The organism is Xanthomonas hyacinthi, from assembly GCF_009769165.1.
GTDB lineage: Bacteria > Pseudomonadota > Gammaproteobacteria > Xanthomonadales > Xanthomonadaceae > Xanthomonas_A > Xanthomonas_A hyacinthi.
In genome coordinates this window covers 2,006,928-2,029,458 of the sequence record NZ_CP043476.1, presented here as the reverse complement: position 1 = coordinate 2,029,458, position 22,531 = coordinate 2,006,928, and the positions used below count along the sequence as shown (strand labels likewise).

18 protein-coding genes are annotated in these 22,531 nt (G+C 71.0%); 13 read left to right on the top strand and 5 right to left on the bottom strand.

From position 1 onward, the window contains the following. Positions 1 to 15 precede the first annotated feature (15 nt). From FZ025_RS09125 to FZ025_RS09090, 8 genes are all read left to right on the top strand, one after another. Complete coding sequence (locus FZ025_RS09125) at positions 16 to 492, top strand: SixA phosphatase family protein (protein WP_046978674.1); 477 nt, start codon at positions 16 to 18, stop codon at positions 490 to 492. Then, positions 483 to 1,100: a YceI family protein gene (locus tag FZ025_RS09120; protein ID WP_046978662.1), complete on the top strand. Its 618-nt coding sequence runs from the start codon at positions 483 to 485 to the stop codon at positions 1,098 to 1,100. Before FZ025_RS09125 ends, FZ025_RS09120 begins: the two co-directional genes overlap by 10 nt. Beyond that, complete coding sequence (locus tag FZ025_RS09115; RefSeq protein WP_046978663.1) at positions 1,097 to 3,079, top strand: phospholipase D family protein; 1,983 nt, start codon at positions 1,097 to 1,099, stop codon at positions 3,077 to 3,079. The genes FZ025_RS09120 and FZ025_RS09115 overlap by 4 nt, the downstream gene beginning before the upstream one ends. Before the next feature lie 144 nt (positions 3,080 to 3,223). Then, positions 3,224 to 3,643 carry a hotdog fold thioesterase gene (locus FZ025_RS09110; protein WP_046978664.1) on the top strand — a complete coding sequence of 140 codons (420 nt, stop codon included), beginning with the start codon at positions 3,224 to 3,226 and terminating at the stop codon, positions 3,641 to 3,643. A gap of 76 nt (positions 3,644 to 3,719) precedes the next feature. Continuing rightward, positions 3,720 to 4,514 carry a lysophospholipid acyltransferase family protein gene (locus FZ025_RS09105; RefSeq protein WP_046978665.1) on the top strand — a complete coding sequence of 265 codons (795 nt, stop codon included), beginning with the start codon at positions 3,720 to 3,722 and terminating at the stop codon, positions 4,512 to 4,514. A gap of 70 nt (positions 4,515 to 4,584) precedes the next feature. Continuing rightward, complete coding sequence (locus FZ025_RS09100) at positions 4,585 to 5,577, top strand: YheT family hydrolase (protein ID WP_046978675.1); 993 nt, start codon at positions 4,585 to 4,587, stop codon at positions 5,575 to 5,577. A 100-nt stretch (positions 5,578 to 5,677) separates the two neighbouring features. Beyond that, positions 5,678 to 7,750: a tetratricopeptide repeat protein gene (locus tag FZ025_RS09095; RefSeq protein WP_046978666.1), complete on the top strand. Its 2,073-nt coding sequence runs from the start codon at positions 5,678 to 5,680 to the stop codon at positions 7,748 to 7,750. Positions 7,751 to 7,772: 22 nt separating this feature from the next. Then, positions 7,773 to 8,384, top strand: a complete 612-nt coding sequence (locus tag FZ025_RS09090) for a YbhB/YbcL family Raf kinase inhibitor-like protein (RefSeq protein ID WP_046978667.1) — start codon at positions 7,773 to 7,775, stop codon at positions 8,382 to 8,384. A gap of 60 nt (positions 8,385 to 8,444) precedes the next feature. Here the strand turns inward: FZ025_RS09090 and FZ025_RS09085 are convergent, their stop codons facing one another. After that, on the bottom strand, positions 8,445 to 9,236 hold the full coding sequence (locus tag FZ025_RS09085; RefSeq protein WP_046978668.1) for an undecaprenyl-diphosphate phosphatase: 792 nt from the start codon (positions 9,234 to 9,236) through the stop codon (positions 8,445 to 8,447). Positions 9,237 to 9,460: 224 nt separating this feature from the next. On the opposite strand from FZ025_RS09085, the gene glnA reads away from it, so the two are divergent. The 5 genes from glnA to ntrC all read left to right on the top strand — a co-directional run bounded on the left by glnA (position 9,461) and on the right by ntrC (position 15,793). Next, positions 9,461 to 10,870, top strand: a complete 1,410-nt coding sequence (gene glnA, locus FZ025_RS09080; RefSeq protein WP_046978669.1) for a type I glutamate--ammonia ligase — start codon at positions 9,461 to 9,463, stop codon at positions 10,868 to 10,870. 311 nt (positions 10,871 to 11,181) lie between these two features. After that, the gene (locus FZ025_RS09075; RefSeq protein WP_003470522.1) at positions 11,182 to 11,520 is read left to right on the top strand and encodes a P-II family nitrogen regulator; all 339 of its coding nucleotides are present in this window, start codon (positions 11,182 to 11,184) and stop codon (positions 11,518 to 11,520) included. A gap of 19 nt (positions 11,521 to 11,539) precedes the next feature. Continuing rightward, positions 11,540 to 12,976, top strand: coding sequence for an ammonium transporter (gene amt / locus FZ025_RS09070; protein WP_046978670.1), 1,437 nt, complete (start codon positions 11,540 to 11,542; stop codon positions 12,974 to 12,976). Positions 12,977 to 13,311: 335 nt separating this feature from the next. After that, a complete protein-coding gene (locus tag FZ025_RS09065; RefSeq protein ID WP_046978671.1) occupies positions 13,312 to 14,349 on the top strand; it encodes a two-component system sensor histidine kinase NtrB in 1,038 nt (345 codons plus the stop codon). 10 nt (positions 14,350 to 14,359) lie between these two features. Further along, on the top strand, positions 14,360 to 15,793 hold the full coding sequence (gene ntrC / locus FZ025_RS09060; RefSeq protein WP_046978672.1) for a nitrogen regulation protein NR(I): 1,434 nt from the start codon (positions 14,360 to 14,362) through the stop codon (positions 15,791 to 15,793). 121 nt (positions 15,794 to 15,914) lie between these two features. Here ntrC and FZ025_RS09055 read toward each other — a convergent pair whose 3' ends face one another. The 4 genes from FZ025_RS09055 to FZ025_RS09040 form a co-directional block, all read right to left on the bottom strand. After that, positions 15,915 to 18,011, bottom strand: coding sequence for a glucosidase family protein (locus tag FZ025_RS09055; protein ID WP_104558364.1), 2,097 nt, complete (start codon positions 18,009 to 18,011; stop codon positions 15,915 to 15,917). A 16-nt stretch (positions 18,012 to 18,027) separates the two neighbouring features. Further along, a complete protein-coding gene (locus FZ025_RS09050; protein ID WP_053057199.1) occupies positions 18,028 to 20,796 on the bottom strand; it encodes a TonB-dependent siderophore receptor in 2,769 nt (922 codons plus the stop codon). A 184-nt stretch (positions 20,797 to 20,980) separates the two neighbouring features. Next, positions 20,981 to 21,943 carry a FecR family protein gene (locus FZ025_RS09045; protein ID WP_046978673.1) on the bottom strand — a complete coding sequence of 321 codons (963 nt, stop codon included), beginning with the start codon at positions 21,941 to 21,943 and terminating at the stop codon, positions 20,981 to 20,983. Continuing rightward, the gene (locus FZ025_RS09040) at positions 21,940 to 22,476 is read right to left on the bottom strand and encodes an RNA polymerase sigma factor (protein WP_104558366.1); all 537 of its coding nucleotides are present in this window, start codon (positions 22,474 to 22,476) and stop codon (positions 21,940 to 21,942) included. The genes FZ025_RS09045 and FZ025_RS09040 overlap by 4 nt, the downstream gene beginning before the upstream one ends. Positions 22,477 to 22,531 lie beyond the last annotated feature (55 nt).

The following is a 22,531-nucleotide window of genomic DNA, read 5'->3' as shown; positions in this document are numbered from 1 at the left end:
CCGATGACCATCGTCCTGCGTGAAGTGATCCTGCTGCGCCATGCCCATGCCGAACCGGCCGATACCAGCCAGGCCGATTTCGACCGGCCGCTGTCGCCGCACGGCCTGGCCGAGGCGGAGGCGGCCGGACGCTGGCTGCTGGAGCAGCGGCTGGTGCCCGACCGGGTGCTGTGCTCGCCGGCGCGGCGCGCGCGCGAAACCCTGGAAGCGGTGCTGGGGCTGACCGGCTATGCCGAGCAGCGCCTGGAGCCGCGCATCTACGAAGCCACTTCCGGCACCCTGGCCACGCTGCTGGACGAGCAGCGCGACGTCGAGCGCCTGCTGCTGGTCGGCCACAACCCCGGCCTGGAGCAGCTGGCGGCGTTGATGCACAGCGGCCAGTCCGGCGACTACCGCGGCATGCCCACCGCCAGCGTGGTGCTGCTGACGGTGCCGCAGGACGCGGCGATCGAGCCGGGCGTGGCGCGATTGACCGCGTTCTGGTGGCCCTGAACGCACGGCGCGCACCGCGCCGGCGCAGGCGCCCGGCGCTGCTGTTGTCGCTATGTCTGCTGCCGGGCTGGGGCAGCGCGCAGGCGCCGCCGCTGCTGTCGCCGGGGGAGCATGTCTTCGATCCGGCCCAATCGCGCTTCGGCTTCGAGATCCGCACCCGCTTCGGGCAGCGCATCGAGGGCTTCTTCCCGCGCTTCGAAGGCACCGTGGAGATGTTGCCCGACGGCCGCCACCAGGTGCGCCTGCGCCTGTTCACCGCCTACGTGCAGATTCCCGGCAAGCCGCGCTATTCCGACTGGATGCGCGGCGAGGACTTCTTCGACGCGGCGCGCTTTCCGGCCGTGTCCTTCGATTCGCAGCCACTCTCCCCGCAACTGCTGATCAGCGGCGGCGCGCTGGCCGGCACCTTGAGCATCCGCGGGGTCAGTCATGCCGAAACCCTGACCGTGATGCCGGCCGGGTGCGCCCGCCCGGGCTATGATTGCGACGTGATCAGCCGCGGTACGGTTCTGCGTGGACGGTATGGAATGGACAAGTGGGATCTGGCCTTGAGCGATCGGGTCACCTTCGTGCTGCGCGCACGGCTGATGGGAGCGGATGCTCCGTGACCTCGCCGCTGCGGGTCCTGGCGCTGGCGGCGCTGCTGCTCGGCAGCGGCTGCGCGAGCCTGTCGCAGGCCCAGCACGGCCGCGCGATGGCGATCGCCGAGGCGGCGCGCGATGGCCGCGTCGATTGCGCGCAGAGCGACCACTGCGCGCTGGCCTCGCCGCTGCGCGCACTGGCCGGCAAGGCCTTCGCCGCGTCCGCCGGCGCCGCGCCGCGCCACTACGCCACGATCCTGGACCATGGCGAGGAAGCGCTGGTGGCGCGGGTCAGCCTGATCCGCAGCGCCAGCCGCAGCATCGACCTGCAGACCTATATCTTCGACAAGGACGACAGCGCGCGGCTGGTGCTCGACGAACTGCTGGCCGCGGCGCGGCGCGGCGTGCAGGTGCGGGTGCTGATCGACCAGCTGTCGGCGATCCCGGACCTGCAGATCCTCGGCGCGCTGGCCGGCGCGCACCGGAACTTCTCGCTGCGCATCTACAACCCCACCTTCGGCCTGGCCAAGCCCAACTACATGCACTACGCCGCCAGCGTGCTGTGCTGTTTCCGCCGTTTCAACCAGCGCATGCACAACAAGCTGCTGGTGGTGGACGACGCGATCGGCGTGGTCGGCGGGCGCAACTACCAGGACGACTATTACGACTGGGACAGCGAGTACAACTTCCGCGACCGCGACGTGCTGGTGGCCGGGCCGGTGGCGCGCAGCATGGCCGCCAACTTCGACGCATATTGGGCGGCGCGGCGCAGTGTGCCGGTGGCGCGGCTCAACGATGTCGGCAAGCTGCTGCTGCGCGACGGCGTGCCGCCGATGCCGCCGGCGCAGTTCCTGCGTCCGGAGCGGGTGCAGCGGGTGAGCGAGGAGGCCGCCGATCCGGCCTTCGTCGAGGACGCCTTCGTGTTGCCGGCGCTGCCGGTCAGGCACGTGGACTACGTTGCCGACCTGCCGCAGAAGCATCGCCGCGAGCACGGTCCCAAGGCGATCTCGACCGCGCCCAGGCTGGACAAGTTGATCGTCGAGGCGCAGCAGGAAATCATCCTGCAGACGCCGTACCTGGTGCTGTCGGATCCGGCGCAGGCGATCTTCCGCGACCTGCGCAAGCGCGCGCAGCCGCCGAAGGTGATCGTGGCCACCAACAGCCTGGCCAGCACCGACAACCCGGTGGTGTATGCGCTGTCGTACAAGTACAAGCGCCGCAACCTGCGCGAGATGGGCTTCGACATCTACGAATACAAGCCGTTCCCGCTGGACGCGCCGGTGGACTACGCCAACCTGCTGCCGTCGCCGCTGCAGCTGCCGGACGCCGGGGAGGCCGGCGGCCGCAATCCGCTGATCGGCGGCAGTGCCGCCGGCCGCAGCTCGGTGCTCGGCAGCGGCAGCGGCGGACCCTCCGGCAGCAGCCGTCGCGGCGACGGCAGCCAGGTCGATCGGCGCGTGCTGCGCACCGAGACCCGGCCGTCGTTCCTCAGCCGCCGCGTCGCCAACCGGCCGCTGCCTGTGACCCGCGACGGCGCGCGCATGGGCCTGCACGCAAAGTCGCTGGTGGTGGACCGGCGCGTCGGCGTGATCGGCACCCACAACTTCGATCCGCGCAGCGAGACCTACAACACCGAGGGCGCGGTGATCATCGACGACCCGGCCTTCGCCCAGGCGCTGGCCGCCAGCATCGGCCGCGACATCGAACCGGAGAACTCCTGGACGGTGGCGCCGCGGATCAAGCCGCCGCTGCTGTCGGGCCTGAACTACAGCATGGGCAAGGCCTCCGAGGCGCTGCCGGTGCTGGATTTCTGGCCGTGGCGCTATGCCACCGACTACGCCTTCCAGCCCGGCCCGCAGTGCCCGGCGCCGCTGACCCGGCGCGATCCCGGCTTCCACCGCTGCTATAGCGCGGTCGGCGACTTCCCCGAGGTCAACGTCGGCCCGAAGTGGCTGCTGGTGCGGATGCTGACCGCGTTCGGCTCGGGGCTGGTGCCGATTCTTTAGAGAGCCGGGAATGGGGAGTCGGGAATGGGGAATCGTAGAGCGGCTTCATGCGCGTCGAGGCGGTTGCTTGCGCCGATCCGCATCTAGGACTTGAATCCAAACCTGGCACGCGCCCGCTAATCTCCCATCTTTGGAACCAACCCAATGACCTTCCGCGACCCTGTCGATCTCGATGCCCTCAACGCCGCCGCCCGCGACACCCTGATCGCGCACCTGGGCATCGTCTTCACCGAGGCCGGGCCGGACTGGCTGCGCGCGACGATGCCGGTCGATGCGCGCACGCTGCAGCCGTACGGGCTGCTGCACGGCGGCGCCTCGGTGGCGCTGGCCGAAACCCTGGGCAGCAGCGCCGGCAACCTGTGCGTGGAACCGGACCGGATCTGCGTGGGCCTGGAGATCAACGCCAACCACCTGCGTGCCGCCCGCGCCGGCACGGTCACCGGCACCGCACGGCCGCTGCACGTGGGCCGTGCCACCCAGGTCTGGGAGATCCGCATCGAGGACGCGGCCGGCAAGCCGGTGTGCGTGTCGCGGCTGACCCTGGCGGTGATCGCACGCAATTAGCGTGCGCTCAGCCGCAACCGTCTTCATGCTGACACAATAGGGCGCTTCCTTCCCGGCTTCCGGTACCTTGACCCGAATGAGCGAGTTCTCCCCACCCGCCACGCGCCAACACGGTGGGGCGCTGCGCTGGGTCCGTTACGGCTACCGTGTTCCGCTGCTGGCGCTGCACGTGTTGCTGTCGCTGCCGTTCCTGCTGGCATGCATGGCGCTGTCGCCGGGCCGCGCCGGCGTCGAATCGTTCGGCGACCGGGTGGTGTGCTGGTGGTCGACCTGGCTGCTGCGCATCTTCGGCCTGCGCGTGCGCCGGGTCGGCACGCCGCTGCCCAATCCGGTGCTGTTCGTGGCCAACCACGTCAGCTGGATCGACATCGTGATGCTGCACAGCCAGCGCATGATGGGCTTCGTCGCCAAGCGCGAGATCGCCGGCTGGCCGCTGGTCGGCTGGCTGGCCACGCGCGGGCAGACCATCTACCACCAGCGCGGCAACACCGAATCGCTGGGCGGGGTGCTGCAGGCGATGCTGCAGCGGCTGCGCGCGGGGCGCTCGGTCGGCGTGTTCCCGGAAGGGCGCACCCGCGGCGGCCACGACGTCGGTCCGTTCCACGCGCGCATCTTCCAGGCCGCGGTGGAAGCCGCGGTGGCGGTACAGCCGGTGGCGGTGCGCTACGGCGCCGGCGGCTCGGCACAAACGGTCATCGCGTTCGCCCCGCACGAGAGCTTCTTCGCCAATTTCCTGCGCCTGCTCGGCGAGCCGGGCCGCGCGGCCGAGGTGCATTTCCTGGAGCCGATCCGGCTGCAGGACGTGGAAGGGCGCCGGCGCATCGCCGAGATCTCGCGCGCGCGTATCGCCGCGGCGATGGCGCAACGCTAACCATGGAACACTGCGGCCCGGGCGATTTGACCTATTGCTCCAATCGCCCGGCGCAAGCTCGCTGCCGATGATGAATGCCGCCGACTACCTCCCCCCGCGTTGGCTGCGCAACCCGCATCTGCAATCGGTGCTGGGTTCCAGCGCCCTGCGCGTGCGTCGCGGCGAACAGCTGCTCGCCGCCAGCGGTGCGACCACCAGCTCGCACATCCTCGACGGCGGCGACGGCGTGCGCCTGCAGGGCTGGCTCAGCGTGCCGGCCGGCGCCACCGAGCCACGCGGCACCGTGCTGCTGCTGCACGGCTGGGAAGGCAGTGCCGACTCCAGCTACATGCGCCTGACCGCCGCGCAGCTGCTGGCGCGCGGCTACCAGGTGTTCCGGCTCAACTTCCGCGACCACGGCGGCACCCACCACCTCAATGTGGACCTGTTCCATTCCGATCGGCTGGACGAAGTGGTCAATGCCGCCGGCGATCTGTGGCGGCGCTTTCCGGCACCGACGCTGCTGGCCGCCGGCTATTCGCTGGGCGGCAACTTCGCGCTGCGCCTGGCGCTGCGCGCACCGGCCGCCGGCCTGCCGTTGCAGCACGTGGCGGCGGTGTGCCCGCTGCTGGATCCGGCCAAGACCATGCAGCGGATCGAGAACGGCCCGCAGTTCTACGACTGGTATTTCCGTCGCAAGTGGCGCGAATCGCTGCTGCGCAAGCGCGAGCTGTTCCCCGAGCGGCACGGCTACGACGACGCCACGCTGGCGCTGGACATGCGCGAGCTGATGGCCTGGCTGGCGCAGCGCCACGCCGGCTTCGCCAGCCTCGACGACTACTTCGACAGCTATTCGATCGCCGGCGCGCGCTTGCTGGATCTGCGCGTGCCGACCGACATCCTGATGGCCGAGGACGACCCGGTGATCCCGCTGGACGATTTCCGCAGCTGGCGCCTGCCGCCGCCGGCGCGGCTGGAGATCGCGCGCTGGGGTGGGCATTGCGGCTTCATCGAGAACGCGCGCGGCGACGGTTTCGCCGAGCGCTGGGTGGCCGAGCGCCTGACCGACGGCCTGCCGGCCTGAGCCTGGGGCGCGTCATCCATTCCCGAGCAGGCCGACGCGCCCTGGCGCGGGCCGGCCGGGCGCTCCCGCTACAATGCCGGTTTGCCCCGAACCGGCCCACATGCAAGAGCAAATTCTTGACGCCCTGCGCCGCCAGGCCAACGCCGACGCGCTGCGCATCGCCCAGGCCTGGGTGGCCGATGCCGCCGCCGACGCGCAGGCGCACCGCTGGCTGGCGCTGGCGCAGCAGCAGAATGGCGACACCGCCGCGGCGCTGGACAGCATCGGCCAGGCCATCGCGCTGGCGCCGGAAGACGCCGGCCTGCACCTGCTGCGCGCCGGCATGCTGCTCGGCGCCAACGACCTGGCCCAGGCCGAGGACGCGCTGGCGCGTACCGCCGCGCTGGATCCCAACCAGTTCCTGGCCTACGTGATGCGCGCGCACCTGGCGCTGGGCCGCGGCGACCTGGACGAAGTGGAGCGGCTCAGCCGCACCGCTGCGCGGCTGGACCCGGAGCACCCGCAACTGCTGGGCCTGGACGGCATGCTGGCGCTGCGCCGCGGCGACGCCGATCGCGCGCTGGCGCTGCTGTCGCGCGCCAGCAAGGCGCTGCCCGACGATCCGCGGCTGCTGTACGCGCTGGGCTTCGCCTACCTGGACAAGCAGCACCTGGCCTTCGCCGAGACCGCGTTCCGCCGCGTCGCTGCGCTGACCCGCGGCAGCAGCGCGCTGATGGCGCTGGTCGCGCAGCTGGCGCACCGCCAGGGCCGCCTGGACGACGCCATCGCGGCGCTGGACGCGGTACTGGCCGATCCGGCCAGCGACACCGCCGGCATGCGCCGGCTGGCCGGCGAATACGCCTTGCAGGCCGGGCGCCCGGCCGACGCGCTGGAGCACCTGCGGCGCGCGCTGGGCGCCGCCCCGGCCGATCGCCGCACCCTGCATGCGGCGCTGATCGCCTGGCAGCGGCTGGGCGCGGTCGAGGATGCCCGCGCCACCCTGGAAGCGGCGCTGGCCACCACCACCGATGCGCACGACCTGTGGCTGGCGCGGCTGGCGCTGGAGCCGGTCGGCGGCGCCGCGGCGCGCGCGCTGATCGCACGCTGGCAGGCGGCGATGCCGGGCCACCTGCCGGCGCTGGAGGCGCAGCTGCGGGTGCACGACATGGCCGGCGAGCGCGACCAGGGCGAAGCCGTGGCGCAACGCATCGTGGCACTGGAGCCGGGCCGCATCAGCGGCGAGGAACGCCTGGTCGAAGCGCTGCTGGAACGCGGCGCGCACGACGCGGCCATCGCCCACGTGCGCAGCCTGCTGCAGCGCATGCCCAAGCACGAGCAGACCACGCTGCGGCCGTGGCTGGCGGCGGTGCAGGACCGCGCCGGTCGCCCGACCGAGGCGCTGGCGACGTGGCTGGCGTTCCAGCAGGAACAGCTGCCGCACCGCCTGCCGCTGCCGCCGCTGGGCCAGGCCACGGCGCCGTGGCCGGCGCTGGCCGCGGTCGATCCGCAGCTGCGGGCGCGGCCGCTGTTCGTGTGGGGTGCGCCGGGCAGCGGCGTGGAGCGGGTGATCGCGGTGATGGATGCGACCAGCCAGGTGCTGCGCAGCGACCGCCTCGGCGCGCAGCCGCCGACCGACGGCTTCCAGCGCTACCGCACCATCCCCCAGCTCGACAGTGGCGAACTCGACGGCGCGGCGCTGCTCGCCGAATGGCGCGCGCAGCTGCCGGCGCGCGGCATCGACGACGGCAACATCGTCGACTGGCTGCTGTGGTGGGACAACGCGCTGCTGCGCGCGCTGCGCCCGCAGCTGCCGGAAGGGCGGCTGCTGATCGCGCTGCGCGACCCGCGCGACATGCTGCTGGACTGGCTGGCCAACGGCGCCCCGGCACCGCTGGGCCTGGCCAGCCCGGAGGCCGGCGCGCGCTGGCTGGCGGCGGTGCTGGCGCAGGTCGCCGACCTGCACGACCAGGACCTGTATCCGCACCGCCTGCTGCGCCTGGACGGCATCGAGGCCGATCCGGCGGGCGTGGCCGCGGCGCTGCAGCAGGCCTTCGGCATCCCGTTCCCGAGCGTGTCCACGCTCGGCCCGCCGCGCCTGCCGTCCGGCCACTGGCGCGCCTACGCCGTGCCGCTGGCCGCGGCGTTCGCGCTGCTCACGCCGGTGGCCGTGCGCCTCGGCTACGCCGAAACCTGATTCCCCCCACAGGAGTTTCCGCATGCGTCTTCGCAGTGACAGCATCCAACCCGGCCAGCCGATCGCCGCGACCTACGCGATGGGCCAGGCCGACGGCTTCGCCGCCAATCGCAATCCGCACCTGGCCTGGGACGAGGTGCCGCCCGGCACCGCGGCGTTCGCGCTGCTGTGCCTCGATCCGGACGCGCCGACCGTGGCCGAGATGGTCGGCCGCGACGATGTGCAGATCCCGGTCGAGCAGCCACGCACCAATTTCGTGCATTGGGCTGCGGTTGAGATTCCGGCCGACGTCCGCGAGATCGCCGAGGGCAGCGCCAGCGCCGGCGTCGTCGCCCAGGGCAAGCGGCAACCGCCGGGCCTGCCTGGCGCGCGGCAGGGTTTGAACAGCTATACCGACTGGTTCGCCGACGATGCCGAGATGGGCGGGGACTACTACGGCTACGACGGCCCGTACCCGCCGGCCAACGACCTGCGCCTGCACCGCTACTTCTTCCGCCTGTTCGCGCTGGACGTGGCCACGCTGGCGCTGCCGGCGCGCTTCACCGCCGCCGACGCGCTGCGCGCGATGCAGGGCCACGTGCTGGGCGAGGCCAGCCTGCACGGCACCTACAGCCTGAATCCCGCCTTGGCATAAGCCCCTCTCCCCCCGGGAGAGGGGTTGGGGTGAGGGTCCGGCGCGCCAGCAAACCAGCCCTCAGGCCGCCGGCAACCACAGCAACAGCGCCGCGCCGAGCACGATGCGGTATACCGCGAAGGCAGTGAACCGGTGCGACTTGATGTAGCCCAGCAGCCACTTCACCACGACGAAGCCGGTCACCACCGCGGCGGCGAAGGCGATGGCCACATCGCCCCAGTCCTCGCTGCCTACCGCGCCGTCCTTGTACAGCTCCAGGAACGAGTAGCCGCTGGCCGCGAACATGGTCGGGATGCCGACCAGGAACGCGAAGTCGGCCGCGGCCGAGCGCTTGCTCAGGCCCAGCAGCATCGCCAGGAAGATCGTCGCGGCCGAGCGCGAGGTGCCGGGGAACACGCCGGCCACGACCTGTGCCAGGCCCACCGCGATGGCCACCTTCCAGGTCACCAGCTCGCGCTCGGGCAGCTTGGCGGCGAAATGCTCGGCCACCAGCATCCACACGCCGCCGATCACCAGCGCCCAGGCCACCGGCTGTACCGTCTCCGGCAACTGCCAGCCGGCCTTGCGCACCGCCAGGCCAACCACCGCGGTGACCAGGAACGCGGTCCCGAGCTTGAGTACGTAATCGCGGTTGCCGCGGTCGCCCAGCCCGGTGGCCAGCGACCACAGCTTCTGCCGGAACACCAGGGTGGTGGCCAGGATCGCGCCGGCCTGGATCACGATGTTGAAGAAGTCCGAACGGCGGCCGAGCCATTGCTCGGCGATCAGCAGGTGGCCGGTGCTGGAGACCGGCAGGAATTCGGTCAGGCCTTCGAGGATGCCCAGCAGCAGGGCAGAGAACATGTCGCTCATGGGAGAGGGTTCGGCTCGTGGGAGAGGAAATGCCGGGCAAGGATAGAACATTGTTTTGAGCACCATTTTGGTGCCATTAATTGGCATAGAACCACTTAGGTGCATGCATTTCGCCCCGTTGGCGTGCTCTCTTCACCAAAATCAAGGACTTGTGAATCTGTTGCGGTTGGCACGGTGATTGCTGTCACTGGGGCCAAGTCATTCACCAGCCCGAGGTTTCATCGATGTCTGCGGAAAATATTGAGAAGCTCGTCAAGGACAACAAGGTCGAGTTCGTCGATCTGCGGTTCGTCGATCTGCGTGGCGTGCAGCAGCACGTGACCTTCCCCGTCAGCATCATCGAGCCGGCGCTGTTCGAAGAGGGCAAGATGTTCGACGGCAGCTCGATCTCGGGCTGGAAGGGCATCAACGAGTCGGACATGGTCCTGCTGCCCGACGCCGACACCGCGTTCATCGATCCGTTCATGGCCGATCCGACCCTGGTCCTGACCTGCGACATCCTCGACCCGGCCACCATGCAGAGCTACGGCCGCGACCCGCGCGGCGTGGCCAAGCGCGCCGAGGCCTATCTGAAGTCCAGCGGCATCGCCGACCAGGCGTTCTTCGGCCCGGAGCCGGAATTCTTCGTCTTCGACGGCGTGCGCTTCGGCAACGAGATGGGCCACACCTTCTTCAAGATCGATTCGGAAGAAGCGGCGTGGAGCAGCGGCAGCAAGATCGAAGGCGGCAACAGCGGCTACCGTCCGGCGGTCAAGGGCGGCTACTTCCCGGTGCCGCCGACCGACTCGCTGCAGGATCTGCGCGCGGAAATGTGCAAGACCCTGGAGCAGGTCGGCATCGAGGTCGAGGTGCACCATCACGAAGTGGCCACCGCCGGCCAGTGCGAGATCGGCACCAAGTTCAATTCGCTGGTGAAGAAGGCCGACGAGCTGATGATGATGAAGTACATCATCAAGAACGTGGCCTACCGCAACGGCAAGACCGCGACCTTCATGCCCAAGCCGATCGTCGGCGACAACGGCTCGGGCATGCACGTGCACCAGTCGCTGACCAAGGGCGGCACCAACCTGTTCTCCGGCGACGGCTACGGCGGCCTGTCGCAGATGGCGCTGTGGTACATCGGCGGCACCTTCAAGCACGCCAAGGCGATCAACGCCTTCACCAACTCCGGCACCAACAGCTACAAGCGCCTGGTCCCGGGCTTCGAGGCGCCGGTGATGCTGGCCTACTCGGCGCGCAACCGCTCGGCCTCGTGCCGCATTCCGTGGGTGTCCAACCCGAAGGCGCGGCGCATCGAGATCCGTTTCCCGGATCCGCTGCAGTCCGGCTACCTGGCCTTCGCCGCGCTGATGATGGCCGGCCTGGACGGCATCAAGAACCAGATCGATCCGGGCGCGCCCAGCGACAAGGATCTGTACGACCTGCCGCCGGAAGAAGAGAAGAAGATCCCGCAGGTATGCTCCAGCCTCGACCAGGCGCTGGAAGCGCTCGACGCCGACCGCGAGTTCCTGAAGGCCGGCGGCGTGTTCAGCGACGACCTCATCGACGGCTACATCGCGCTGAAGATGCAGGAAGTGACCAAGTTCCGCGCCGCAACGCACCCGCTGGAGTACCAGCTGTACTACGCCAACTGAGTTCCACGCGCGGCGATGGCGAAGGTTACCCCTCCCTCCTTCGTCATCGCCGCCACCTGCCCGGCTGGGGAGCCGTGGCGGTGGTCCGCGCCCGAATCAGTGGCAACCGCCGTTTTTCCAGGGGATGCACCACGCAAGAAGCGCTTGCGTGCCGTGGGCCACGCTCCCTCCCACGTCGCCGTTGCCGCCGCGCCACGGCGCGATCCGCGGGACGCACCGCGCAGCAGGACGGCGCCGTTCGCGGCGCCGATGACATGCAAACCGCCGGCCGGCGTTCGGCGGCCGGCTCCTTCCACCAACGGGGTATGCGCATGAAACTGATCACCGCCATCATCCGGCCATTCAAGCTCGACGAGGTCCGCGAGGCCTTGTCGCAGGCAGGCGTGTCCGGCATCACCGTCACCGAGGTCAAGGGCTTCGGCCGGCAGAAAGGCCACACCGAGCTATATCGCGGTGCCGAGTACGTCGTCGACTTCCTGCCCAAGATCAAGATCGAGACCGTGGTGACCGACGAGCGTCTGGATGCCGTGGTCGAGGCGATCCAGACCGCGGCCGGAACCGGCAAGATCGGCGACGGCAAGATCTTCGTCACCGCGATCGAACAGGTCATCCGGATCCGCACCGGCGAGATCGGCGCAGATGCGCTCTAACCCCACCTTGGAGCCCCTCATGAAGACAGGTCTTTTCTCCGGGTGGAAGGCCCGGTTCTACGCGGTATGCATGCTGATGCTGGTCAGCGCGATGGCGGTGGGCGTGCCCGGCACGGCCTTCGCCCAGGCCGAAGTGACGCCGGTGCCGACGGCGGACGTGGTCACCGAACAACTGACCCCGCCGGCGCCGCCGGCCGCTGCCGCGCCGGCTGTCGCCGCGCCGGTCGTGGACAAGGGCGACGTCGCCTGGATGCTGACCTCCACGCTGCTGGTGCTGCTGATGGTGGTGCCGGGCCTGGCGCTGTTCTACGGCGGCATGGTGCGCTCCAAGAACGTGCTGTCGGTGCTGATCCAGGTCGGCGTGGTGTTCTCGCTGATCTCGATCCTGTGGGTGCTGTACGGCTACAGCCTGGCCTTCGCCGACGGCGGTCCGTACATCGGCACGCTCAACAAGGCGCTGCTGCACGGGGTGGACACCACCACATTGGCCGACACCTTCTCCAAGGGCTTCAAGCTGCCGGAGTACGTGTTCGTCGCCTTCCAGCTGACCTTCGCCGGCATCACCGGCACGCTGATCCTCGGCGCCTTCGCCGAGCGCGTGAAGTTCGCCGCGGTGCTGCTGTTCATCGTCATCTGGTTCACCTTCGGCTACCTGCCGCTGGCGCATATGGTGTGGGCGGCGCCGGGCTTCCTGTTCACCAAGGGCGCGCTGGACTTCGCCGGCGGCACCGTGGTGCACATCAACGCCGGTGTGGCCGGCCTGGTCGGGTCCTACTTCGTCGGCAAGCGCCTGGGATTCGGCCAGACCGCGCTCAAGCCGCACAACGTGACCCTGACCTTCGTCGGCGCCTCGCTGCTGTGGGTGGGCTGGTTCGGCTTCAACGCCGGTTCGGCCCTGGAAGCCAACGCCACCGCGGCGCTGGCCTTCCTCAACACGCTGCTGGCCACCGCCGCGGCGGTGCTGGCCTGGTCGCTGGTCGAGAAGCTGGTCAAGGGCAAGTCCTCGGCGCTGGGCGTGGCCTCGGGCATGGTCGCCGGCCTGGTCGGCATCACCCCGGCCGCCGGTACCGTCGGCCCGTTCGGCGCGATCGCCATCGGCGTGGCCGCCGGCGCGATCTGCGTGTGGGGCGTGACCGGCCTGAAGAAGCTGCTCAATGCCGACGACACGCTGGACGTGTTCGGCGTGCACGGGGTGGGCGGCATCGTCGGCGCGATCCTGACCGGCGTGTTCACCGACAAGGCCCTGGGCGGCGCCGGCTATGCCGAAGGCGTGAGCATGGGCCACCAGGTGCTGGTGCAGGCCACCGGCGTGGGCGTGACCGTGGTCTGGATCGGCGTGGTTTCGGTGGTCGGCTTCCTGGTCGCCAAGCTGGTGTTCGGCCTGCGGGTGTCGGAAGAAGCCGAGCGCGAGGGCCTGGACATCACCTCGCACGGCGAAGCCGCCTACGAGTCCTGAGCAAGACCGGCCCGCGACCTCGCGTCGCGGGCCGCTGCAGCAATCCCGCCTGCGACCGGCATGCCCGGTCCTGGCGGTCAGAGGCCATCGCCGGCGCTCCATGGGGCGGAACGACGGCAGTTTTCTTAGCGATCGAGGTATTCCTGCGTGGCCGCTCGCCTCGCCCGACCCCCTAATTACTTTTTTCCCGTTGCCTGCGGGGCCTTGCGCCCCGGGGCGGCGGTGGCGGCGATAGGCCGCGCGGCGGCGGCCGGCGGCGCCAGCGTGTTCCGGCGCGCGTTCCGCACTGCCAGGCGTTCAGCGCTCTCCAGCCGCTTTTGCACTACATTGGTGCAATGCTGATGACCTCGCCTCCACCCCCGCTCGATGCGCTCGGCACCCCGGTGGTCTGGGCCGATGCCGACGGCCGCCTGCTCGGCGCCAATCCGGCCTTCGCGCGCTGGCTGGGCGTCAGCGTGCGGCGCCTGCTCGACCAGCCGCTGGCGTCGCTGGAAGCGCAGGGCGACGCGCTGGCGCGGTTCCTGCTCAACGACGAACGCGACGTGCTGCGCCTGCACCGCATGGCGCTGGCCATTCCAGGCGAGACCCCGCGCTTCGCCGAGGGCTGGCTGTCGCGGCTGGACGTCGGCGGCTGGCTGCTCGAAGCGCATCCGGTCGACGAATTTCCCACCCTGGATCCGGCCCAGGCGCTGCCCAATGCGCTCGGCGCGGCGTTGAAGGGGCTGGCCCACGAGCTACGCAATCCGCTGGCCGGACTCAAGGGCGCCGCGCAGTTGCTGGCGCGGCGCGCGCAGCATCGCGACGAGGACGAACGCGAGCTGATCGACTTGATCGGCGCGGAAATCGAACGCCTCAACAGCCTGCTCGACCAGCTGCTGTCGCCGGCACCGGCGCGGCCGCACGCCATGCTCAACATCCACGCGGTGCTGGAGCGGGTGCTGCGCCTGGCCGAGAACGAAGGCGGCTGGTCGATGCGTCTGCAGCGCGACTACGACCCCAGCATTCCCGAGTTCCTCGGCGACGCCGACCGCCTGACCCAGGCGGTGTGGAACCTGGTCCGCAATGCGATCCAGGCCGGCGCCGCGCAGGTGACCTTGCGCACCCGCGTCGAGCACGCCCAGCGCATCCGCGACCGCGTGCATGCGCGCGGCGTGCGCCTGGAGATCGTCGACGACGGCCGCGGCGTGCCGGAGGAATTGGCTGAACATCTGTTCCTGCCGCTGGTCAGCGGCCGCGCCGAAGGCAGCGGCCTGGGCCTGGCGCTGGCGCAGCAGGTGGCGCGCGAACACGCCGGTTCGCTGACCTTCCGCTCCCGCCCCGGGCATACCGTCTTCACCCTGCTGCTGCCGCAGGCCGCAGCGGACCCCGAATAGGAGCATTCCGATGACCGAATCCCTGGAAGGATCGCAACGCATCTGGGTGGTCGACGACGACCGCTCGGTCCGCTTCGTGCTGTCCACCGCCTTGCGCGACGCCGGCTACAGCGTGGACGGTTTCGACAGCGCCGCCGCGGCGCTGCAGGCGCTGGCGCAGCGACCGTTGCCGGACCTGCTGTTCACCGACGTGCGCATGCCCGGCGACGACGGCCTGGTGCTGCTGGACAAGCTCAAGGCCGCGCATCCGCAACTGCCGGTGATCGTGATGTCCGCCTACACCGACGTGGCCAGCACCGCCGGCGCGTTCCGCGGCGGCGCGCACGAATTCCTGTCCAAGCCGTTCGACCTGGACGACGCGGTGGCGCTGGCCGCGCGCGCGCTGCCGGAGGCCGGCGGCGTCGCCGAGGTCGCGCTGCCGGTGTCCAGCCAGGGCAGCGCCGAACTGATCGGCGACACCCCGGCGATGCGCGCGCTGTTCCGCGCCATCGGCCGCCTGGCGCAGGCGCCGCTGTCGGTGCTGATCAATGGCGAAACCGGCACCGGCAAGGAACTGGTCGCGCACGCGCTGCATACCGAGTCGCCGCGCGCGCGCAAGCCGTTCGTCGCGCTCAACACCGCCGCGATCCCGGCCGAATTGCTGGAAAGCGAACTGTTCGGCCACGAGGCCGGCGCCTTCACCGGCGCGCAGCGGCGCCACATCGGCCGCTTCGAACAGGCCGACGGCGGCACCCTGTTCCTGGACGAGATCGGCGACATGCCGCTGCCGCTGCAGACCCGGCTGCTGCGCGTGCTGGCCGAGAACGAATTCTTCCGCGTCGGCGGCCGCGAACTGATCCGGGTCGACGTGCGGGTGATCGCCGCCACCCACCAGGACCTGGAAGCGCTGGTCGAACAGGGCCGCTTCCGCGCCGACCTGCTGCACCGGCTGGACGTGGTGCGGCTGCAGCTGCCGCCGCTGCGCGAACGCCGCGCCGACGTGCCGCAGCTGGCCGAGAACTTCCTGGCGATGGCCGCACGCAAGCTCGACACTGCCCCCAAGCGGCTGTCGCCGGCGGCGCTGGACGCGCTGCGCGGCTACGCCTGGCCGGGCAACGTGCGCGAGCTGGAGAACGTGTGCTGGCGGCTGGCCGCCCTGGCACCGGCCGAGGTCATCGACGCGCACGACGTGGACGGCGCGCTGCTGCGCGGCAGCCGCCGCGAGCGCAGCGGCGAGGGCGGCGAGGGCGGCGAATGGGACGCGCAGTTGTCGGCCTGGGCGCAGCAGCGCCTGGCCGACGGCGCCGAAGGCCTGCATGCGGAAGCGCGCGACCGCTTCGACAAGGCACTGCTGGAAGTGGCGCTGCGCTTCACCCAGGGCCGCCGCGCCGAAGCCGCCGCACGCCTGGGCGTGGGCCGCAACACGGTCACGCGCAAGCTGGGGCCGGGGCGGCGCCGGCGCTGAGCGAACGCCGCAGCGTCCTGTCGGGGGGACTTCAGCCCCGACGCATACCGATAGCGCGTCGGGCCTGAAGCCCCTTCCACGGAGGCGCGCCGCGCATCGTGTGCGTCATGGCCGCACCCGCTCATGGCGGTGGCCGCAGCGCCAGGAACACCGTGCTCCACAGCTGCGCGGCGTTGGATTCGTCCGCATCGCCGTGGTCCTGGCCGAACGCGCGCACCGCGTAGCGGCCGTCGGCATAGCGCCACGACCACAGCTCCGAGGTGCGCACCGTGCGCGCCGCATCGATTGCCGTCCATAGCCGCTGGCGCGCCGCCAGCAGGCGCGCGCGGGTCGCCGCCGGCAGGTCCTCGCGCCGCAGCTGGCGCTCCAGGCCCGCGGCCAGCACCGCCTGCTGCCACGACCAGACCACGGTGCCATGGTAGGCATCGGCGCCGAACCGCGGCTGCAGCGCCGGCGCATAGGCGGGATTGGCCACCAGCAGGCCGACGTCGGTCATCAGTCCGGCCGGGAACGGGCGCAGCAGCGCGTCCACCAGCGCATCGAGCGCGGCCGCGGACGGATCCAGCAACAGCAGCGCAAAGCCGCCGTCCGAATGCAGCACCGGCAGCGGTTGTCCGTCGGCGTCCAGCGCCAGCGCGGCGAAACGCAGCGGCGTGCGCGGCAGCGACGCCAGCGCCGGTGCCGGATCGACGCCGGCCGTGCGCGCGTAGGCGGCCACCGCAGCGCGCGCCTGCTCCGGCGCGCGCTCGACCGCGAACAGCGCCGGCGCATGGCGCTGCCAGCACTCGGCGAAGCCGGCGGCGCGCTGCAGGCGCTGCGCCTGCGCCAGGCCCAGGTACGGCTGCAGCAGGCCCTGCGCCTGCAGCCGCGCGATCGCCTGCAGCGCCGCCGGCACGAACACGGCATTGACGTCGTAGGCATAGCGGCCGCCGCCCAGCCCGTGTTCGCTGTCGCGCCACTGCCCGGCGTTGTGGCCCGGCTGCAGGGCGATCAGGCGATCCCAGCGCGGCGTCTCGGCGAATGCCGCGCTGCGCGCCACCACCCACAGCAGGTTGCGCGCCAGCGCCGCGCCGTAGCGCTCGCCGGCGGGCGTGGTGCGGGCCAGGAACGCAGCGGCGCGGGCGCGGCCATCGGCACTGTCCAGCAGCCACGCGGCCGCCACCGGCGCCAGCATGAAGTCGTCGTCGACCATGCCGTAGTCGTAGATCGGCGTGGCATCGTCGCGCCCGTCGCGCTGCCGATGGCGCAGCACCGCGAATTCGCCGATGTCCTCCTCGTGCGCGACCTCGCCGTCGCGGTCCAGCCGCGCCAGCACCGAGCCCAGCCCGGCCTCCACCGCCTCCGGCACCAGTGCCGGCAGCAGCAGGCGCAGCGACATCAGCGTGTCGCGACCGAAATAGGTATCGAAGCGCCAGGAGCCGGCCAGCAGCTTCTCGCGGTAGCTGAGGAACGCCAGCGCCTGGCGGCTGCGCGGATCGCGGCCGGCGGCCGGCGCGAACAGCTGCGCCGCATCCAACGGGGTCAACGGCGGCTCCCCGGTGAGCGCGCTGAAGCGCACCCGCAGCGGCTTGCCAGGCGGCGCATGCAGCATGATCGGCTGGCCGGCGCGCGCGTCGATGCGGCCATCGAGCAGCTCCAGCTCCAGCGCATAGCCGGCGGCGCCGTCGAGCCGCTCGCGCGCCCAGCGCAGGCGCCGGCCGTCGCGGGTCGGCACGACGCTCGCCACCGCGTCCGGCCGCTCGCCCAATGCCTGGAAATCGCGCAGCACGCGGATGCTGCCCAGCACCGCCTCGCGCACCGTCAGCGTGGCCGCGTCGCTGCTGGCCTCCAGCGCGATGCCGCGTAGCGTGCGCCCGCGCGCGTCGGCGCGGACCAGTTCGCGCAGCTCGCCCTGGGCCTGCCATTGCATCGGCGCCGCGCCGGCCTCGAACCACAGCCCGACGCCGCTGTTACCGGCAGGGAACGCCGCCAGCAACCGTGGCTGCGTGCCGGAGGTCAGCAGCGCATGCGCCGCGACCGGTCCGTGCCGGTAGAACAGGTTGTCGTTGCGGCCTTCGCGGATCCGGAAGCGCAAGATGTCGCCGGTGTCGCCGGTGTCGCTGGCGGCCTGCGCGGCGGCGGCGGCCGGCGCCTGCGCGGCGAGCGCAGGGCCGCCCAGCGCCATCGACAGCGCCAGCGCCAGCGCGACGCCGGCGGTGCGGCGGAAAAGAACGGGCATGGAGGCGGCTCCTCGCTCAGAAATCGTAGGTCAGGCTCAGCAGCAGGTTGCGGCCCAGGATCGGCCGCGCGTAGAACGCGCCGGACACGCCGCTGTTCTCGACGAATCCCGAACGCGGATTGCCTTCGGTCAGGCCGACTTCGTCGGTCAGGTTGTCCAGGTTCGCCTGCAGCTGCCATTTCGGCGCGAGCCGGTACATCACGCCTGCGCTCCATACGCCGTAGCTCGGCAGTTCCAGGCTGTTGGCGATGTCCGAATACATCTTGTCCAGGTAGTGGTAGGACAGGTAGACCTCGCCGCGTCCGTCCGGCAGCAGCAGGCTCGGGGTCACGGTGACATTGACCGGCGGTGTGCGCTCGGGCTTGTTGCCGTCGAACACGTTGGCGAAGCCGGTACCCTGGTCGTCGTTGACCTGGATCTCCGAACGCTGCACCACGCCGGTGACCTGCAGCTGGAAATAGCGCGCCGGCTTCCACAGCACATCGAACTCCACGCCGTTGGACACGATGTCCGAATAGAAGCGCACCTCGGTCGCCGCGCCCGGCGGCAGGCGCGAGAACAGGAAGTCCTTGTAGGTGGTGCGGAAGCCGGTCAGCGACGCGGTCAGCGCCCGGCTCTGGTAGCGCAGGCCGATCTCGCCGAAGTCGATCTTGACCGGATCGAAGCGGCCGTTGGCCTGGAAGCCGCGCGCATAGCGCGCATACAGCGCGAAGTTGTCGCCGAGCAGGTAGGTGCCGCCCAGCGTGGCCGCGGTCTGGGTGAAGCCGCGGTCGTAGTGGGTGTAGCGGCCGGTGAACGCGCCGCCGCCGAACTGCGCCAGGTAGTTGTTGGCGATGATGTCGTCCACGTCGTTGCCGTTGGCGTCGAAGGCGCCTTCGATCGGCTGCATCGGCGTGGAAATGCCCTCGTAGAAGTCGATGTCGTAGCGCTCCACACGCACGCCGCCGTCGATGCGCAGGCGCTCGGTGGCCTGGAACTCGTCGTTGAGGTAGAGCGAAAACGAATCGGCGCTGTAGTGGTTGTTGCTGTCGCCCCAGTTGCTGTAGTTGAGCAGGCCGTCCTCGGTCAGCGCGCCGACCACGTTGCCGGCCGCGTCGAGCGCGACGATGTCCATGCGATCGGGATGGTTGCGTACCTCGCTGACGAAGGTCGAGGCGCCGATGTTGGAATCGCGCACCCGGCTGTGGAAATACAGCAGGCCGGCGGTGAAGCTGTTGCGCTCGTTGTGCCAGGTCAGGCTGGCGTCGTTGACGAATTCTTCCACATCGCGGCGGTTGTCGCCGGTGATGCTGTGGGTGACCAGGCCGTTGCCGTTGAGCGCGTTCAGCGCGTCGGCGCCGGCGATCACCTCGCCGTTGCGGACGCGGCGCAGCCCGGCCTGCACCGCGCCCTGCGCGGCGAAGCGGTCCAGCAGCACGCCGATGTCGCTGAAGTTGGCGCGGTCCAGGCGGTAGGCGGCCGGCACCAGCGAGGCGTTGTCGGAACTGAACACCGCGTTGAAGTCGCTCTTGAAATCGGTGTAGCGGCCCTTGGAGCGGAAGCTCAGGCCGTCGTCGATGTCGTATTCGAACTGGTAGCCGGGCGCGAACGCGGTGGCATGCACGCCGTCGCGCAGGTCGTGGCGCTGCCAGCTGCGGCCGGAGGCCGGTGCGGTACGTACCCGCATCACCGCGTTGTCGCGGCTGAGCATGGTGCCGGTGGTGGCGTCCAGGCCGGGCACGCCACGCGGATCGTCCGCATCCTGCAGCGGGATCGGCAACTGAAAGGTGTTGTGGTCGTCGACCAGCTTGAGGTTGAAGCCGAATTGACCGCGCTCGAACATGCGCCCGATCGCGGCGCGGAAGATGCCGCCGTGGTCGCCGGTGAAACCCGAGTCGCGGACGCCGTCGGAGCGGCGGTAGAAGCCGCCGACGCTGTACTGCCAATTGGCGTCGATCGGTCCGCCCTGCCACAGGTCGATGCGGCGCGTGCCGAAGTCGGAGGTGGTCAGGCGCAGCGTGCCTTCCGGCTCGGCGCCGGGCTTGCGGGTCAGGAAGTTGACCGTGGCGCCGGCGCCGTTGACGGTGAGGATGCCGGAAGTGCCGCCGCGCACCGCCTCCATGCGGTCGATGCTCACCTCCTGCTTGAGGATCGTGTCGGCCAGCGCGTTGCTGTAGAACACCGGCAGGCCGTCCTCGGACAGCTGCACGAACTGCTGGCTGCCGCCGGGCATGCCGCGCACCGAAAAATTATTGGAGATCTCGCCGCCGGAGGCCTCCACGAACATGCCCGGGATCAGCTCCAGCGCCTGCGCGGTGCTGCGCGGCGCCTTGCGTTCCAGCGCCTGCTGATCGGCCACGGTGATCGCCGAGGACGACTGCAGCACAGTGCGGTGCGCCGCCGTGGTGCCGGTGACGATCACCGCATCCAGCGTCTGCGCGCCGCCGCTGGCCGGCGCCGCCTCGATCGCCAGCACGTGGTTGCCGGCCGCGCGCACCGCCAATCCGGTGCCGGCCAGCAACAGGTCCAGGCCTTCCTCGATGCCGTAGCTGCCGCCGAGCGGGCTGCTGCGCTTGCCGGCAACCACCGCCCGGTCGTACGCCAGCTGTTGCTGCGAGACGCGGCCGAAGGCGACCAGCGCGCCGGCCAGGTCCTGCGCCGGGATATCGAAGGCGATGCGCGCCGCGGCCGGCGCCGCTGGTGGCGTCTGCGCCAGCGCCGGGGCGCACAGCGCCATGGCCAGGCCGAGCTGCAGACAGGCGTGCACGGCCTGAGGAAGCAAACGGGAATGCGACGATAGCGACATGACGGGCTCTCTCCTCATGGCAGGGACGGCGCCGCAGGCAGGGCGACGCGCTCGCTAGGAAGAACACGCACCAGTGGCGCAAACCCACACTTGCGGCCGTTGGCCGCGGGATTGGGGATTGGGGCAGCGCGCGGGCGGATGACGTGCCCTGGATGCGCCGTTGCGAATCCCCAATCCCGGCCCCTCAGCGCGGCTCGAGCACGATCGCCCCGGCATCGTCGGTGCGCGCGCGCAGCGGCAGCACCGCGGTCACGCCGGAGACGAAGGCGGCGCTGTCGCCGGCCTTGAACAGGCCGCTGACCCGCAACTGCCCGGCGCCGCGGTCGCCCAGTTGCAGCTGCACCGGGCTGTAGCGGTTCACCTGCGCCACCGCGGTGGCCAGTGGTTCGTCGTCGAACAGCAGCAGCCCGCTGCGCCAGGCCTGCTCTTGCGCCGGATCCACCCGCACCACGTGCGGTTTCGTCGTCCCCGGGGCCGCCGAGGTCCAGGCCTGGCCGGCGGCCAGCCGTTGCGGCGCCGGCGCGGCGGCGGCCGCGCTGCGGTCCTGGCTTTCGATGCGCACGCTGCCTTCGTACAGCACCACCCGCACCTGGTCGCTCACCCGTTCGACGCTGAACGCGGTGCCGGTGGCGACCACCCGGCTGGCACCGGCGGCGACCACGAACGGGCGTTCGCGCTGCTTGGCCACGGTGAACGCGGCGCGGCCGCGGCGCAGCCGCAGCTCGCGCAGCCGCCCGCTGTAGCGCACCTCCACGCGGCTGTCGGCATCCAGCGCCACCTCCGATCCGTCGTCCAGCACCACCTGGCGCTGCTGCGCCAGCCCGGTCCGGTACACCGTCGGCGCCAGCATCCACCAGCTGCCGACGGCTGCCAGCGCCAGGCCCGCGACCGCCACCCAGGCCGCTGCCGGCCGCCGCGCGCGCTGCGCATCGGCGCGCGCGGCGCGGCGCAGCGCCTGCACCTGCGGATGCGCGGCGGCGGCGCCGGTCATGTCCCAGATGCGCTGGGCGCGCTGCAACAGGCGCGGATGCGCGGGGTCTTCCTGCAGCCAGCGCTGCAACGCCTGCCGCTGCGCCGGCGCCGGCGCGCCGGCGGCCAGCAGCAGGCACCAGCGCGCCGCCGCTGCGGCGCTGCGTTCGCCGCTCATGGCGCCTCTTCCATCAATTCCGCCAGCTCGGTCATCGCGCGCAGCAGATGCTTCTGCACCGCGCTGACCGAGATGCCGTAGCAACGCGCGATCTGCGCCTGGCTCATGTTCTCCAGGCGGAACTGCAGGAAGATCGCGCGGGTGCGCGGCGCCAGCCGCTCCAGCGCATCGGCGACCTCGCCCAGCGCCTGGCGTCCGGCCAGCACCCGCGGCGGATCGAGCGTCTCCACCTGATGCTCGGCCACCACGCCGTGCTGCTGCCGGTGCAGCGTGCGCACCTTCTCGCGGCGCGCGCGGTCGCGCAGCAGGTTGGCCGCGCTGCGGAACAGGTAGCCGTCGTCGCAGACCGCGCTCGGCGAGGCGGCGAGATTGGCGAACACCTGGTGGGTCAGGTCCTCCGCCTCGCTGGGGTCGGCGACGCGGCGCCGGAAGAACGACATCAGCGCCGGCCGGCAGCGCTGGTACAGCGCGGTCAACGCGCCGCGGGGCCAGGCGCGCGCCACCAGTGGAGGACGGAGTTTGCGGGTCGTCATCGCGCCGGGACTATAGGCGCAGCGCCGGTGCGAGGCTTGACACATTGCAGCAAAG

Coding starts and splice junctions, on each gene's coding strand:
- FZ025_RS09110 (WP_046978664.1), top strand. CDS start 3,224: ATGACCTTCCGCGACCCTGTCGATCTCGATGCCCTCAACGCCGCCGCC.
- FZ025_RS09105 (WP_046978665.1), top strand. CDS start 3,720: ATGAGCGAGTTCTCCCCACCCGCCACGCGCCAACACGGTGGGGCGCTG.
- FZ025_RS09100 (WP_046978675.1), top strand. CDS start 4,585: ATGAATGCCGCCGACTACCTCCCCCCGCGTTGGCTGCGCAACCCGCAT.
- FZ025_RS09095 (WP_046978666.1), top strand. CDS start 5,678: ATGCAAGAGCAAATTCTTGACGCCCTGCGCCGCCAGGCCAACGCCGAC.
- FZ025_RS09090 (WP_046978667.1), top strand. CDS start 7,773: ATGCGTCTTCGCAGTGACAGCATCCAACCCGGCCAGCCGATCGCCGCG.
- FZ025_RS09085 (WP_046978668.1), bottom strand. CDS start 9,236: ATGAGCGACATGTTCTCTGCCCTGCTGCTGGGCATCCTCGAAGGCCTG.
- glnA (WP_046978669.1), top strand. CDS start 9,461: ATGTCTGCGGAAAATATTGAGAAGCTCGTCAAGGACAACAAGGTCGAG.
- FZ025_RS09075 (WP_003470522.1), top strand. CDS start 11,182: ATGAAACTGATCACCGCCATCATCCGGCCATTCAAGCTCGACGAGGTC.
- amt (WP_046978670.1), top strand. CDS start 11,540: ATGAAGACAGGTCTTTTCTCCGGGTGGAAGGCCCGGTTCTACGCGGTA.
- FZ025_RS09065 (WP_046978671.1), top strand. CDS start 13,312: ATGCTGATGACCTCGCCTCCACCCCCGCTCGATGCGCTCGGCACCCCG.
- ntrC (WP_046978672.1), top strand. CDS start 14,360: ATGACCGAATCCCTGGAAGGATCGCAACGCATCTGGGTGGTCGACGAC.
- FZ025_RS09055 (WP_104558364.1), bottom strand. CDS start 18,011: ATGCCCGTTCTTTTCCGCCGCACCGCCGGCGTCGCGCTGGCGCTGGCG.
- FZ025_RS09050 (WP_053057199.1), bottom strand. CDS start 20,796: ATGTCGCTATCGTCGCATTCCCGTTTGCTTCCTCAGGCCGTGCACGCC.
- FZ025_RS09045 (WP_046978673.1), bottom strand. CDS start 21,943: ATGAGCGGCGAACGCAGCGCCGCAGCGGCGGCGCGCTGGTGCCTGCTG.
- FZ025_RS09040 (WP_104558366.1), bottom strand. CDS start 22,476: ATGACGACCCGCAAACTCCGTCCTCCACTGGTGGCGCGCGCCTGGCCC.